The organism is Shewanella sp. GutDb-MelDb, assembly GCF_002836075.1.
Classification (GTDB): Bacteria; Pseudomonadota; Gammaproteobacteria; order Enterobacterales; family Shewanellaceae; genus Shewanella.
On sequence record NZ_PJBM01000258.1, the window covers coordinates 51404 to 65322 of the forward strand.

The following is a 13919-nucleotide window of genomic DNA, read 5'->3' on the forward strand; positions in this document are numbered from 1 at the left end:
TAATAGCTAAGACTAACCTGAGTAGTGAGACGTCATTTGAGTTTATGTCCTTTATGCCAACAACCAAGTTTAAGCGCATTTCATCAGGATAACGTTCGGGCGTATCAACGCTGTGACAACTGCTATTTAGTCTCGGTGGCGGCTGCGTTTAGATTGAGTGTGATAGACGAAAGAGCGATTTACGATCAACATCAGAATGATCCTGATGATCAACGCTATCGACAATTTCTTGCTCGAGCCATTAATCCGCTATTTGAGCGAGTAGAGCCTGATGCAGAAGGGTTAGATTTTGGCTGTGGTCCGGGGCCGACCATTAGTGTGATGGCTGCGGAGTTAGGGCTCAAAACTCACAATTATGACCTGTACTACTTTAACGATCTTGAGTTGCTTAGTCGCCAGTATGACTTTGTCACTATGACTGAAGTGATTGAGCATGTGGCAGATGCACTGCCATTGTTGCAAACGTTAGACTCATTGCTTAAGCCTGGCGCCATTTTAGTGGTGATGACTAAGCGTGTTATTAGTGAAGCCGCATTTTCAACATGGCACTATAAGCAAGATTTAACTCACATCAACTTTTACTCAATCGAAACATTTGAGTGGATCGCGGCCAAGTTTAATTGGACGCTTGAAGTGATAGGTGCCGATGTGGTGTTTTTGACAAAAGCCGCTAATAGCTGAGGTTAATCGTTATACTTAACGGCTGAGTGTTTCCCCTTTTTATCCATCATGATTTTAACGGAATAATAAATATGATAAATCGAATGTCACGTGTTATTGGTTACGCAGTATTGGTCTCTGGGCTGCTATTAAGTGGCATTGTGCAGGCAAAGGCGCCTTATTCAATTGCATTTCTCAATAAAACTGAAGCTGCACTGGTGCTGACCCAAAATGATGATTTCATTCAGCGTGTGAGTCAGTTTGATATCGACGCCAGAATGAAGCAGCCCAATGCGCAGTCAAAAAGTGATTACCTTGCTTTTGTCGCGCAGCAGACAATGGATTGGAATGAGCAAGAGCAGTCAGTGCTCACTAAGGCATTTGACAGTATTAGCGCTAAGCTAGTGGATTTAAATATTCATTTACCTGAACCGATTCAGTTTATTAAGACCACAGGATTAGAGGAGGGCGGTGCCGCTTACACTCGTGGGCAAGCGATAATTTTACAGGCTCGCCAAGTGGCTAATGAAGAAGAGCTTCCACGGTTATTAGCGCATGAACTGTTGCATGTTTATTCTCGATTTAACCCCAAAGTTAAACAGCAATTGTATCGCGCGATTGGTTACCACTATATTGGTGATATTGATTTTCCGAGCAAACTTGCACAGCAAAAAATCACTAACCCCGACGCACCGGTCAATGACTTTGCAATACGAGTTAACTATAAAGACCAGCCAGTGTGGGTTGTTCCCATTTTATTTGCTGACGTTGCGCAATATGATCTTGAAAGGGGCGGTGAGTTCTTTGATTATCTAACCTTTGAATTTGTCATTGTTGGCCGGGATACTGAAGCTAGCAAAAGCACTTATGATGCCGCTGCAGTTGAAATAGTTGCAGTGCCTGAGCTAAAGGGCTTCTTTAGCCAAGTGGGTCGTAATACCAATTATATTATTCACCCCGAAGAGATTATTGCCGACAATTTTGCTTTATTGGTTATTGAAGAAACCGAATTGAAATCACCAAAAATCCTGTTCAAAATTGAACAGGTCTTTAAGCAAAACTAACCGCCAGTCATCATAGATTACTGATTTTTAGGGTTCTGTAAATAAGTGGTGCAAGATAACCTTTTGCACCATTTTTTCTGTTTCATCGTGTTCAGTTTCTAAAATTAGCCCATATTGGATCTGTCCTGTTTTACCCTCAAGGTCGACTGGCAACAGATATTGACGACCAAGTTCGAAGCCTTCTATCTCGTCACCCACAAAAGTGCCCCCTAGTGTAAAAACTTCATTTTAGCGGCGCTGATCATTACCTTTTATTAACCAATGTTACGATTGATTTACCGAGCGTTACAAATAATAAGCTGGCTTAATTTGATTTTCTCGACGATTTGCTTTGTTATGTCAGCTGAATAATACCAATCAGATTAAGTAAGTGGTCTATTTATTAATGTTAATCAATGGGTTTATACCAGACGTGAATGGCGATAACGAGTGCCTTAATTATAGCGTTCACCACAGGGTATAAGTGCATTCTAGCCATTAACAGTGACCAGATAATAAATGCGATTGATATCAGTCAATATCGGTAATTAAAACTGATATTTATAGTCATTTAGTTGCTTGCGACGATGACGTAAGTGCTTAAACAAGGAGCGAATAATGAAGCGCTATACAAAGGCATTGTTAGTGTCTGTGGGTATGCTATTGACAGCACCTGCAGCTCAGGCAACAGAAGCCAAAGATATTCAAAGTTTCACGCTGGATAACGGCATGAAAATAATGGTGTTGGAAGACAGTTCAATCCCTAACGCCAACATGTACCTTTTTTGGAAGGTCGGATCTCGAAACGAGGTACCGGGCATTACCGGTATATCGCATTTCTTTGAGCATATGATGTTCAATGGCGCGAAAAAGTACGGCCCGAAAATGTTTGACCGCACCATGGAGGCGGCAGGTGGAGCAAACAATGCGGATACCACCGAGAATCTAACGGTGTATACCGATTGGTTCCCCGCCACTGCGATTGAAACCATTTTTGAGTTGGAAGCAGATCGTATCGAGAACCTCGATATTAGTGCCGACATGGTTGAAAGCGAGCGAGGCGTTGTTGCCTCAGAGCGATTAACCGGGCTCGAAAACTCTAATTGGCGTAACTTGCAAGAGGAGCTTAAAGGCGCTGCCTTTAGAGCGCATCCATATAGTTGGTCGGTGATTGGTCATGAGTCCGATATTGCCGCTTGGACTTTAGATGATTTAGTTCAATACCATAAAACATACTATGCACCGAATAACGCAGTCGTGGTTATTGCGGGTGATGTGAAATTGGCTGACGTTAAACGTCTTGCGGATCAATACTTAGCGCCTATTCCTGCACAAGCCCCGCCAAGAGAAGTTAAAACGGTGGAACCGCTGCAAAAGGGTGAACGTCGCGTCTATGTTCAAAAAGCTTCGGTGAGTACACCCAATGTGATGTTGGGCTATCACGTGCCTTCGACTTCAAATGCTGATTATTACGCACTGGATCTGTTGTCTTCTATTTTAACGACCGGTAATAGCTCACGCATGTATCAAGGCTTGGTCGATAAGCAAGTCGCGATTGAAGTTGAAACCTACATGCCAATGTCTTTCGATGCCAACCTATTTTATGTGATGGGCGTCGCCAATCCTGGCGTGACAGCAACTGAACTTGAAAAAGGCATGATTGCTGAGATCAATCGCGTTGCGCGTGAAGGTGTGACTGAAAATGAGCTTGAGAAGGTTAAAAACATTAAGTTAATGGGCTTTTATCAAGCGATGGAAACCATCAATGGTAAGGCTAATACAATAGGGACGTATGAACTGTTTTTTGGTAGCTACGATAAGCTGTTCAATGCACCGCAAGCCTATAACAAGGTAACGCCTGCTGATATTCAGCGTGTGGCGCAAACTTACCTTAAACGTTCGAATAGAACCGTTGCTGTGCTGGCTGCTATTGAGGAGACTGACGAATGAAAACACTAACGACAGCACGAGCACGTACTTTGGTATGGTTGCCCAATGTGGCGAAAACAAAACAAGTTGTGAGTGCAATGACCATTGCAAGTGTTATGGCACTTACAGGTTGCGCAGCAACAGACATGAAAGCCACCACTGTAGATACTGGCAGTTTTAGTATGCCTGCCTATCAGCAAATGACGCTTGATAATGGTCTGACTATCTATCTTATGCCGCAAACTGAAGTGCCGTTAATCACTGTGAATGCGACTATCCGTGCTGGTGCGGTCAACGACACTACATCGGGCGTCGCGCAGGTTACTGCAGCGAGTTTGATGTTGGGCGCTGCGGGTAAAACGAAGCTAGAAATAGAACAAGAGATCGACTTCTTAGGCGCTAGCCTCTCAAGTGGAGCGGGTAAAGAGGGCAGCTATCTCAGTGCTGACTTTATGGCAAAAGATGCCGATATCATGCTGCCTTTGATCCAAAGTATCCTGTTATCACCAGATTTTGACGCGACAGAGTTTGATAAGCTGCGTCAAAGAGATATCGCCGGATTAGGGCAATCTAAAGAGAGTCCTCGCGCTGTAATCAGCCGTTATTACGACAAATTAATTTTTGCTGACCACCCTTATGGTAATGCCACGTCAGGTAACAGTCGTTCGCTAGCAGAGCTTAATGTGTCACAGTTGCGTGCTTTTCATAAGAGTTACTACCAGCCATCAAATACCGCCATTAGCGTCGTGGGGGATTTTGATGCAACGGCAATGAAAGCTAAATTGCAGCAGTTATTCGCTAAGTGGCAGGATACTGAGACAGTCACTCGTTTAAACCTAAAGCAGGGCTTGCCACAGCTTGATTCAAGCAATGTGTTGTTAGTCGATAAAGGCGATGCTGTTGAAACGACTTTCTTGATGGGCGGCATGGGTATAAGCCGTGACAATCCTGATTTTGTTGGGTTAACCGTAGTCAATACCATATTAGGTGGCCGTTTTACTTCATGGCTAAATGATGAATTAAGGGTCAATGCAGGGTTAACCTATGGCGCTCGTTCGGGCTTTAGCGCTTATTCTGCGGCGGGGACCTTTAGAATTAGCACCTTCACTAAGACGGGGACGACTAAAGAAACCATCGATTTGGCTTTGAAAACCTATAACCGCTTATGGGAGCAAGGTATTGACCAAGCCACGTTAGATTCGGCTAAGGCTTACGTTAAAGGGCAATTTCCGCCTAAGTATGAGACCAGTGGCCAGTTAGCTGGGCTAATGTCGGATATGTATCTTTATGGTTTCGATGATACGTTTATCAATGAATTTCAGGCAAAGGTCGATGGCTTAACGTTGCAAGAGTCAAAACGTTTAATCGATACTTACTTCCCTAAAGATAACTTACAGTTTGTTATTATTGGCAATGCCGCCAAGATAGCGCCTATTGCTAAGCAATACGGCACGGTAAAGCAGGTTGATATTAAAGATGTTGGTTTTGGTGGTTAACCGATAATCAGACACTCATTATTTTGAGTTTAGATTAGGTTACCAATAAGAAAAGCCGCGATGAATGTCGCGGCTTTTTTACGCTTAATTTTTGATTAAAACATAATTAGTCTGTCGCTAAGATCTTATCGACAATCGCTTTATTGGCTGCGGGGAACTCAAATGAGGCTAAATCTTTCTTAGCGACCCACTGCACCTCTTGGCCTTCTACGCCATTGGCAATCCCAGAAAAATCGGTCACCCAATGAATATCAAGCATGACTTTTTTATCACCGTAATCATGATGGATCTCCATCATAGGCGTAGTGCTTGATACACTGAGGTCGACCTCCTCTTTAAGCTCTCTTATGAGCGCTTGAGAAGTGGTTTCACCAGACTCTACCTTACCGCCTGGAAACTCCCATTTTCCGCCTTGATGTAGGTGTGCGTGACGTTTAGCCAACAAAATTTGCTTGGCGTTGTTTTCAATCACCCCTACCGCGACGTGAATTTGTTTACTCATTGCTTATTGTCATCGTCGTTGAGAAAGAAGTCCGCATCATCGTAGCCGAGCTGATCGAGCATCTCGGGATCAAATTCAGGCTTAACAGGGATCGCGTGCTTCTCTGACGCCCAATCTCCGAGATCAATCAGCTTGCAGCGGTCACTGCAGAAAGGCTTAAATTTAGCATTGTTGTCCCAAGTGACTTCTGCTTGGCAGGTCGGGCATTTTACAGTAAGAGGCATAATTTAATTAGCTAGTGCTTCAAAAATGAGGGTGCCACGATTTTATCGCTTTTAAGGACAGGTTGCCATCTGAAACTGAAAGGATTGATCTGAGTGCTTTTGTTTATCAAATTGCACAAAATGGATTGCATAACGGTTTTTATGACCGCTAATGGTAGGGTAGCAGCCTTGTTCGGCAGCGAGCTTAACTCTGATCAGCGATAACGCCTGGTCGCTGTTGCCTTGATAAAACCCAGCCACCGCTTGATGCTCAGTATACTCGGTTGATTGTCGTGTTAAGTCGAGTAGCAACTTAATCGGTGATAGAAGGCAAGCAAACTGGCTCATCCATTCTTGATACTCAGCCTGACGAGTTTCCCAAGGTTTAGCCAGCCAAAAATGCAGTTGCGGCAGGTCAAAGTTACAGCTTGCACCAGGCATGTTAAAGCGTTGTCTAAGTGCTGAAAGAAAGCGATCCTGCTTTAACTGCATACCGGTGCGCTGCGAAACTTGTAAAATCTCTCGCGCTACACTGAGTTTGTCGATATACGTTTCGACCTCTGCGTTATCAATAGTGGGTAGAGATTGCCATTTAGACAACGCAAAAAGCTGCCTGTCTAAGTCTTTAAGCACTTCACCACGATAATCGCAGCGCTCGGTGAGTTCACATAGTGAGAATAGAGGATAGAAGCAGCGGTGCTGGTGGTCATGATCTAAGTTGGCCTGCAATTGTTCAGCCAAATACTCTAACCGTAAATAGCGGCGTATTTTTTCGTTGAGCGGTTGTTCATAGATCAAATCAGTCATGGCGTTATTTAAGCACTACTTGATAATTTTAAATAAAGTGTGTTTAGTGCATTTACCTTGCACTTTAACGCTGATACCTCTCCATGATTGTCTATGACATCATCAGCTTGTGACAGTTTCTCGGCTCTAGTGGCCTGACTGCCTATTATATTTTTTACTTGTTTAGCAGACACCGCATCTCGCGCAATGGTTCTCTGCTGTTGTAGCTCCGGTGAAATATCCACCAAAAGTGTACGATGCACTAACCTATCTAACCCGTTCTCAAATAGCAAGGGAACAACCATAATTACATAATTTGATTGTGCTTCTTTACATTTTTCCAGCATGGTTTTTCGGATCAACGGGTGCAATAAGCCATTCAACCATAAGCGTTCGTCATTGTGATTAAAGATACGCTCTCTTAGCTTGGAGCGGTCTAAATTACCATCGCTGAGCAAGATACTGTCGCCAAAATGGCTCACAATTGCATTGAGTCCTTCAGAGTCGATACTGACCACTTCTCGCGCTACAATATCGGCATCCACTAAGGTGACGCCAAGGTCCGCAAACAGGTTCGCCACCGTGGTTTTACCGCTGCCGATCCCTCCCGTTAGCCCTACGATATAATCAGCCATTTTAGCTATCTCACTATTGGATTTTGTAGGTTGATAAGGTCCTAGGTACTAGGACGTTCGCCAGCTCACTGCTAGGACGGACTACGTCCTGCTAGGAAATCAACAGAAAACACCCTTTGGTTTTTGATGTTGATTTTATGCCGTCGCTTTTCTCTTTTCTAGTTTTCACCGTAAGCGAAGCGTTCCATAGTGACGAAGTCACGTGCCGTAGGTCGTTCGCCTAAGATTTTACCGTCTTATCTGAAAGCAGAGAAGGTCCTAGGTACTAGGACGTTGCCTGCTCACTGCTAGGACGGACTACGTCCTGCTAGGAAATCAACAGAAAACACCCTTTGGTTTTTGATGTTGATTTTATGCCGTCGCTTTTCTCTTTTCTAGTTTTCGCCGTAAGCGAAGCGTTCCATAGTGACGAAGGCCGTTCGCCTAAGATTTTACCGTCTTTGCTAGAACCTAAAAGCGTTATAACGTCGATATGTACCATTGGGTAATTGACTCTCCCCATATCATTGCAATCCAGCCCGCGACAGCAATGTAAGGCCCGAAGGGGATTGGGGTGCCTTGGTTAAGCTTTTTAAACGCAATCATGGTAATGCCAACAATGGCGCCAACTAATGACGAAAGCAATATCACCAATGGCAATACTTGCCATCCAAACCATGCGCCAAACACCGCTAACAGCTTAAAGTCGCCGTAACCCATACCATCCTTACCTGTGAGCAACTTAAAGCCCCAGAAAACACTCCAGAGGCTCAAATACCCTGCGGCGGCACCAATAATGGCATCTGACATTGGCACAAACGTTCCGCTCAAGTTTAAGATCAGGCCTAGCCATAATAGTGGCAGCGTGATTTGATCTGGCAGCAGCATTTCATCAAGGTCGATACCTGTGAGAACCACAAGTGCAAAGGTCAGTATGCTGGTAAATACAAATTCAGGTGTTGGGCCGAAATGCCAAGCAAGAAAGGCGACTAAACCGCCAGTGAGCAGTTCAACAATCGGATAACGTGCCGATATGGGATTACTGCAAGCCGCGCATTTGCCCCTTAATGACAGCCAGCCGAGTATGGGCAAGTTATGCATTGGCTTAATATTGGTTTTGCACTTTGGGCAAGCAGAGCCCGGCACCACCAAGTTGTACTTTTCTGGAAAAGCATCAATAGGCGCGTTGAGGGCTTTTTCGTTCTGTTCAAATACTGATTTCTTATATTCGGCTAGGTAATGATTACACTCCTGTTGCCAGTCTCGTTTCATCATCACCGGCAATCGATGGATCACCACGTTCAAAAAGCTGCCGATAACGGCGGCAAATACAAAGCTAAGCGCAACAAATAACCAAGGGTGCTGGTTAAAAATGGTAACTAATTCTGTCATTATTTTTTCTTTATGTTGTTATTGATATAAGTTATTTATATCGATTTTTGTGATAACGGTTATTCAAATAAAGCTGTTTAATGTGGCTACCCGCCAACAACATCACCTAATTCGAATATAGGCAGGTACATAGCCACAATCAGCCCACCGACCACAGTACCAATCACCACCATCATGATCGGTTCAATTAAGCTTGATAAGCCATCAACGGCATCATCGACCTGCATCTCATAGATATTGGCGACCTTGTTGAGCATGTTATCTAAGGAACCTGATTCTTCACCAATCATCACCATCTGGATCATCATGTCTGGGAAAAGCCCGGTAGTGCGCATCGCCACGTTCATCTGCATGCCCGACATCACTTCGGTGCGAATATTAAGCACCGCTTTTTTATACACCGCATTACCAGAAGCACCGGCAGCGGACTCTAAACCCTCGATTAACGGCACACCAGCGGCAAACGTTGTCGCTAACGTACGAGCAAATTTGGCCATGGCGCCCTTATGTAAAATTTCGCCAACAATAGGGATTTTCAACACGAGGGCATCGACCTTATCACGAAACAGTTGCGAATTACGGTGAGCGCGCCTAAAGGTCCATAAAGCCGCGACAATCGCAATCACAAACAGATACCAAGAGGCTTGCAGTCCGCGTGACAGGTTGACAACAATTTGGGTGAATGCAGGCAGCTCCGCGCCAAAACCCTGAAATATCGATTCAAACTGTGGTACCACAAATAATAACAAGAGTGCAGTGACGATGACGGCCACGATAACCACTGCTGCTGGGTAGAACATGGCCTTTTTTATTTTCGATTTCAGTGCTTCGGACTTTTCACGGTAGGTGGCGATGCGATCAAATACTGAATCGAGTGATCCTGAGTGCTCACCCGCGGCGACCAAATCAACATACAGATCGTCAAAGTAAAGCCTATGTGGTCTGAGCGAGTCAGACAATGGAATGCCCGATTGCACGTCACTGACAATCGTGGCAAGTAGTTCCCGCACTTTAGGTTTTTCATGACCTTTGCCAAGCAGTTCCAGCGTGGTCACAATCGGTACACCGGCCGCCAACATGGTGGCTATTTGGCGGGTGACCATGGCGATATCCATGGGTTTGATTTTTTTTTCTGATGTAAACAGCGGCGCCGATTTTTTACGTACGGCTTTGGGGATAACGCCTTGAGCTTTTAGTTGGGCGCGAATCTCTGCGCTAGAAACGCCGCGAAGCTCACCACTGGTGCGGCGGCCATCGCGGCTGACACCAGCCCACGTGTAGGTGACTACCTTGGGTTGACTCTTTTGCTTTTTCTTTCTATCTCTAATTTGCTTAGATTGTTTGCTTGCAATAGCCATTGGTGCCCTTGGTGCTCTTTAGTTAGTGTTATTATTGGCTTTGGTCTACTTGTATAAAATTTCAAAAAATAATGCTTAGACAAAAAATCTCAAAAATAAAAAACTTTTAAATGAAAAGCTTAGAAACTGGTGACGCGGTTGATCTCGGCAATACTGGTTACGCCTTGAATCACCTTTAACAGCCCTGAATCGCGCAAATCGCGCATCCCTTGTGATTTAGCTTGTTTGAGAATTTGCAGTGAATTACCGCCTTCCATGATGGTGCGGGCAATTTCATCGGACATTTTCATCACTTCATAAATACCGACGCGGCCTTTATAACCACCAGAGCAAAGCTCGCAGCCGACAGGTTTGTGCGGGGTAATACCCTCAGCTAGCTGTTGCTGGCTAAAGCCAAGCTTAAGCAGCTCATCCTCGGGGATTATCTCCGGTACTTTACAGGCTGGGCATAATCGTCTTGATAGGCGCTGGGCAATAATTAAGTTAACCGAGCTGGCAATGTTATAACCTGCCACGCCCATATTGATTAGACGGGTGAGGGTTTCCGCGGCAGAGTTGGTATGCAGGGTCGATAATACTAGGTGACCGGTTTGCGCTGCCTTAATGGCGATTTCGGCGGTTTCTAGATCTCGAATTTCACCAACCATCACCACATCGGGATCTTGACGTAAAAATGAGCGCAGCGCCGAGGCAAAAGTCAGCCCCGCTTTTAAATTAATATGAACTTGGTTAACGCCTTCGAGGTTTATCTCTACTGGATCTTCGACGGTAGAGATATTACGCTCTTCGGTGTTAAGAATATTCAGACCTGTGTAAAGGGAGACGGTTTTACCGGAACCTGTGGGGCCGGTGACCAGTATCATCCCTTGCGGCTTGCTGAGCATCTCTTCGTACATCAGTCTTTGGTCATCCTCGTAACCGAGTTTTTCAATGCCCAGTTGCGCCGAAGATGAGTCCAAGATGCGCATTACGATCTTTTCGCCCCAAATGGTGGGCAAGGTGCTGACACGAAAATCGATAGACTTAGTGCGCGACATCTTCATCTTGATGCGGCCATCTTGCGGCACTCTTCTCTCGGCAATATCAAGCTTTGACATCACCTTTAAGCGCGCCGATATACGCCCTGACAGGTTGACGGGAGGCTCAGAGACCTCTTTTAAAATGCCATCGATGCGAAAACGGATGCGGTAGCGCTTCTCGTAGGGCTCAAAATGCAAGTCTGATGCACCCTTACGAATGGCATCGGTGAGAATTTTATTGATATAGATAACAATAGGCGCGTCATCTTTGCCATTCCCCGCTTGCTCTTCATCACGCTTATTGGTATCGGTCACTTCAATGCCAGCTAAAGCTTCTTCATCGATACCGTCTAAATCAAGCGCGCTAATATCCTCTTCTAACACCTTTTCAAGAGCTTTATTGAGTTTGTCATCTTCAACTAAAATCGCTTCGGCATGCAGACCTGCACTGAACTGAAAATCTTCCAGCGCTGCAATATTGGTAGGATCGGACGTGGCGATATAGAGTCGATTCCCGCGCTTAAACAGCGGCAAGCATTTATGCTTCTCTATCAGCTTTTTATTAAGAAATTCATCGGGGATGGCGGCAATATCAAACTCATCGAGATCCAGTAGCGGCGTGCCGTACTCTTCGTAGCAAAGCTCAGCGATGGTTTTAGCCGATACCAGTTGTTGCTTGATGATGGTACTCACAAGAGAGCAGTGGTTTTTACGAGACGTGGTTATTGCTGACGCAATTTGCTCTTCACTCAGCAGTTGCTTGCGAATAAACAGGGTTGATAGACCTAAATGAAGACCCGTTGTAGGCATAATAACCCTGAAATTGTGTTAGCAGAAGTATTCACTTTAAAGTATCAGAGCAGAAACTGATACATCCAGCATTCTGCTCTGTCTGAACTTAGTTCGCTATTAAAGCTATATAGTACAGTTTTTGATTGCTACAGCACCAGTGCCTGAGAGTGCGCATGTCCAAGTTATTATGCCTGTTGTTGCTGTGCTAGGTGTTAATGTTGCTTTAATGCCACTAACTGTATATTCAAGCGCACCAGTAGTTCCAGTTGCGCAATGTTCAATAGCGGTTAAAGCGGTAACAGGAGCAGCCGCTGTTCTTGCTTGGCAGCTAATCACGCCTTCAACTGAGAACCTTTCAGCCACTTTAATTTTAGAGCCGCTCAATGTAGAGACTGCACTGGTAGCATTCGCTTTGGCGATGTAATCCTGATAAGCAGGCAATGCGATCGCTGCCAAAATACCGATAATCGCCACAACGATCATCAATTCAATTAGGGTAAAGCCTTTAGCGTTGTTCATTTGTGATTTGTTCATCGCTCTATTCATCAAATTGTTCATGTCTATCTCCATTAGAAAGCTTTAAGACTGCGTGGTTTATGGCAGCGGCTTAGTTTAATAGCGCTTCAACCTTGCTTGATGCTCCTGCGCTAGCGTGTCGCAATATCCAAAGCTATGAGCCACGTGGTATAGGTTTTAAAAAAAGACCTATCTACCGATGTTGACTGATAGCGCGACTTAAGGTGTCAGTGTCTATCTTGTTATTAATTCTTATTACTCTTCATTTCGAACTTTTACTTGCTGACTTTCTTTTAGCTACTACATGAATAAAGCCGCTTTTGGTGACTTCATTTATGTCAGTTTTTCAAGTTGTCCGAAAAGTTAGTCCCAACGTATCTGCGCGATATTTTGGGGCTCTCTTTTGTTGAACCTAAAGCACTAATTCAATCTACTCGGCTGATGCAATATGCTACTTACTTGATGGTGCCTTGAGCATTCTCATTTGTTGATATCGCCAAGAATAACTTAAGCGCTATATAGTAACTTGAGATAAAGCACATTTTACCGTACTCGATAGCAGTCAATAGCAAACAAATAACACGCTGGTGTAGCTGCCAGTTTGTCTATAGGCAAAGTTAGTACAAAGTTAATGTAATTGGAATAGGTAATGACGACAAAGTTGCAATATAACGGATAATTAATCTATAAGTTGCGTTTTTGCTACTAAAAAGTGATAACAGTATATTGGCAGTCGTAGGGTTATTGACGAATTATGACAAAACGTCATTTTTACGACGCATGGAATAGGCTGAGGTAATTTAGAGCGCGCTGAAGCTATGCGGGCTATTTGTGGTTTTAATACTGCAATAGATGTCTTATTTTCGACATCTGACGTTAACCCAGTAAGTGAATATTCTCAGGCTGTTTTTATATAAAATCGCGATCTTTTTGTTTACTTTTTCGCAACATAAAGGGCCGTCAAAGTACATTGCATTAGCCAGTATAAATTGAGCTGCGGGTTATTCAGCCGTAAATAACTGCTGCAATTTATGCTCCCAATACGCCTTGTACCGTCAGTACAATATCCTCTATATGAGGTTATATGCTGTGACTAGTGAGCCTAGGTACCACTCGGCCGAATTTGATATTGGGCCGCTGACGCTATTAGCTGCTGATGCTATTAAAACTGGATCTATGTTTTATCACTTAGCTGAAGTCGGGATGAAAGCACAAATAATAAACAACAAACCATAGAGTGCTTATTATTTAAGCGGTATTGATGCTTGTCTAATTATAGTTACTTTATATCAGCAACCGATTTAGATCGGTTAATAATGGCGCTGAATGGGTCGTTGTTATCCCAAGGTTAGTTTTGTTTAATTATTCATCAGATAACTAGTGATTCGGAGAATAGTCATTAAAAAAATGGTCATTAGAACATTAATTAGTCATCAGAAAATCAGTCCAATACTGTTCTGCTTTGGTCTATTGATTTGTGCTTTTGATTAGGTTGTTTATTGAGCTGTTTAATTGGAAAATGAAATACTGCTTTAACTCAGCTGTTACGCTTAACTGCTTGAGTCTTGCTTGAGTCGAGTGAGGAGTGACATTGCACGTGACGAGATAG

General features: G+C 44.0%; 13 protein-coding genes. 4 read left to right on the forward strand and 9 right to left on the reverse strand.

The window, feature by feature from the left end; genetic code table 11:
- Window positions 1–36: 36 nt before the first annotated feature.
- On the forward strand, window positions 37–681 hold the full coding sequence (locus CXF82_RS18685) for a class I SAM-dependent methyltransferase (RefSeq protein WP_102039888.1): 645 nt from the start codon (window positions 37–39) through the stop codon (window positions 679–681).
- A gap of 71 nt (window positions 682–752) precedes the next feature.
- Complete coding sequence (locus CXF82_RS18690) at window positions 753–1724, forward strand: eCIS core domain-containing protein (RefSeq protein WP_145991705.1); 972 nt, start codon at window positions 753–755, stop codon at window positions 1722–1724.
- Between the two features lie 27 nt (window positions 1725–1751).
- On the opposite strand, the gene CXF82_RS22395 is transcribed toward CXF82_RS18690, so the two are convergent.
- A complete protein-coding gene (locus CXF82_RS22395) occupies window positions 1752–1922 on the reverse strand; it encodes a hypothetical protein (RefSeq protein ID WP_157822901.1) in 171 nt (56 codons plus the stop codon).
- A 399-nt stretch (window positions 1923–2321) separates the two neighbouring features.
- Between CXF82_RS22395 and CXF82_RS18695 the strand changes: the two genes are divergently transcribed.
- Window positions 2322–3653: a M16 family metallopeptidase gene (locus CXF82_RS18695; RefSeq protein ID WP_102044739.1), complete on the forward strand. Its 1332-nt coding sequence runs from the start codon at window positions 2322–2324 to the stop codon at window positions 3651–3653.
- A 77-nt stretch (window positions 3654–3730) separates the two neighbouring features.
- The gene (locus tag CXF82_RS18700) at window positions 3731–5128 is read left to right on the forward strand and encodes a M16 family metallopeptidase (RefSeq protein ID WP_374702379.1); all 1398 of its coding nucleotides are present in this window, start codon (window positions 3731–3733) and stop codon (window positions 5126–5128) included.
- Between the two features lie 106 nt (window positions 5129–5234).
- On the opposite strand, the gene mutT is transcribed toward CXF82_RS18700, so the two are convergent.
- The 8 genes from mutT to CXF82_RS22720 form a co-directional block, all read right to left on the reverse strand.
- The gene (gene mutT, locus CXF82_RS18705; protein ID WP_101090707.1) at window positions 5235–5630 is read right to left on the reverse strand and encodes an 8-oxo-dGTP diphosphatase MutT; all 396 of its coding nucleotides are present in this window, start codon (window positions 5628–5630) and stop codon (window positions 5235–5237) included.
- Window positions 5627–5854, reverse strand: coding sequence for a DNA gyrase inhibitor YacG (yacG, locus tag CXF82_RS18710; RefSeq protein WP_101090706.1), 228 nt, complete (start codon window positions 5852–5854; stop codon window positions 5627–5629). Before yacG ends, mutT begins: the two co-directional genes overlap by 4 nt.
- Window positions 5855–5905: 51 nt before the next feature.
- Window positions 5906–6640: a cell division protein ZapD gene (gene zapD / locus CXF82_RS18715; protein WP_101090705.1), complete on the reverse strand. Its 735-nt coding sequence runs from the start codon at window positions 6638–6640 to the stop codon at window positions 5906–5908.
- 8 nt (window positions 6641–6648) lie between these two features.
- Window positions 6649–7254 (reverse strand): dephospho-CoA kinase, encoded by a 606-nt coding sequence (coaE, locus tag CXF82_RS18720; protein ID WP_102039886.1) that lies wholly within the window; start codon window positions 7252–7254, stop codon window positions 6649–6651.
- Window positions 7255–7713: 459 nt separating this feature from the next.
- Entirely contained in the window at window positions 7714–8625 is a 912-nt protein-coding gene (locus tag CXF82_RS18725) for a prepilin peptidase (RefSeq protein WP_102044741.1), read from the reverse strand.
- 86 nt (window positions 8626–8711) lie between these two features.
- Complete coding sequence (locus tag CXF82_RS18730; RefSeq protein ID WP_102044742.1) at window positions 8712–9983, reverse strand: type II secretion system F family protein; 1272 nt, start codon at window positions 9981–9983, stop codon at window positions 8712–8714.
- Window positions 9984–10102: 119 nt separating this feature from the next.
- The gene (pilB, locus tag CXF82_RS18735) at window positions 10103–11812 is read right to left on the reverse strand and encodes a type IV-A pilus assembly ATPase PilB (protein ID WP_102044743.1); all 1710 of its coding nucleotides are present in this window, start codon (window positions 11810–11812) and stop codon (window positions 10103–10105) included.
- Window positions 11813–11917: 105 nt separating this feature from the next.
- A complete protein-coding gene (locus CXF82_RS22720; RefSeq protein ID WP_374702378.1) occupies window positions 11918–12352 on the reverse strand; it encodes a pilin in 435 nt (144 codons plus the stop codon).
- Between the last annotated feature and the right edge of the window lie 1567 nt (window positions 12353–13919).

Bases quoted from the DNA above. Each gene is read 5' to 3' on its own strand.
- CXF82_RS18690 (WP_145991705.1), top strand. From the start codon at position 753: ATGATAAATCGAATGTCACGTGTTATTGGTTACGCAGTATTGGTCTCT.
- CXF82_RS18695 (WP_102044739.1), top strand. From the start codon at position 2,322: ATGAAGCGCTATACAAAGGCATTGTTAGTGTCTGTGGGTATGCTATTG.
- CXF82_RS18700 (WP_374702379.1), top strand. From the start codon at position 3,731: ATGACCATTGCAAGTGTTATGGCACTTACAGGTTGCGCAGCAACAGAC.
- mutT (WP_101090707.1), bottom strand. From the start codon at position 5,630: ATGAGTAAACAAATTCACGTCGCGGTAGGGGTGATTGAAAACAACGCC.
- yacG (WP_101090706.1), bottom strand. From the start codon at position 5,854: ATGCCTCTTACTGTAAAATGCCCGACCTGCCAAGCAGAAGTCACTTGG.
- zapD (WP_101090705.1), bottom strand. From the start codon at position 6,640: ATGACTGATTTGATCTATGAACAACCGCTCAACGAAAAAATACGCCGC.
- coaE (WP_102039886.1), bottom strand. From the start codon at position 7,254: ATGGCTGATTATATCGTAGGGCTAACGGGAGGGATCGGCAGCGGTAAA.
- CXF82_RS18725 (WP_102044741.1), bottom strand. From the start codon at position 8,625: ATGACAGAATTAGTTACCATTTTTAACCAGCACCCTTGGTTATTTGTT.
- CXF82_RS18730 (WP_102044742.1), bottom strand. From the start codon at position 9,983: ATGGCTATTGCAAGCAAACAATCTAAGCAAATTAGAGATAGAAAGAAA.
- pilB (WP_102044743.1), bottom strand. From the start codon at position 11,812: ATGCCTACAACGGGTCTTCATTTAGGTCTATCAACCCTGTTTATTCGC.
- CXF82_RS22720 (WP_374702378.1), bottom strand. From the start codon at position 12,352: ATGAACAATTTGATGAATAGAGCGATGAACAAATCACAAATGAACAAC.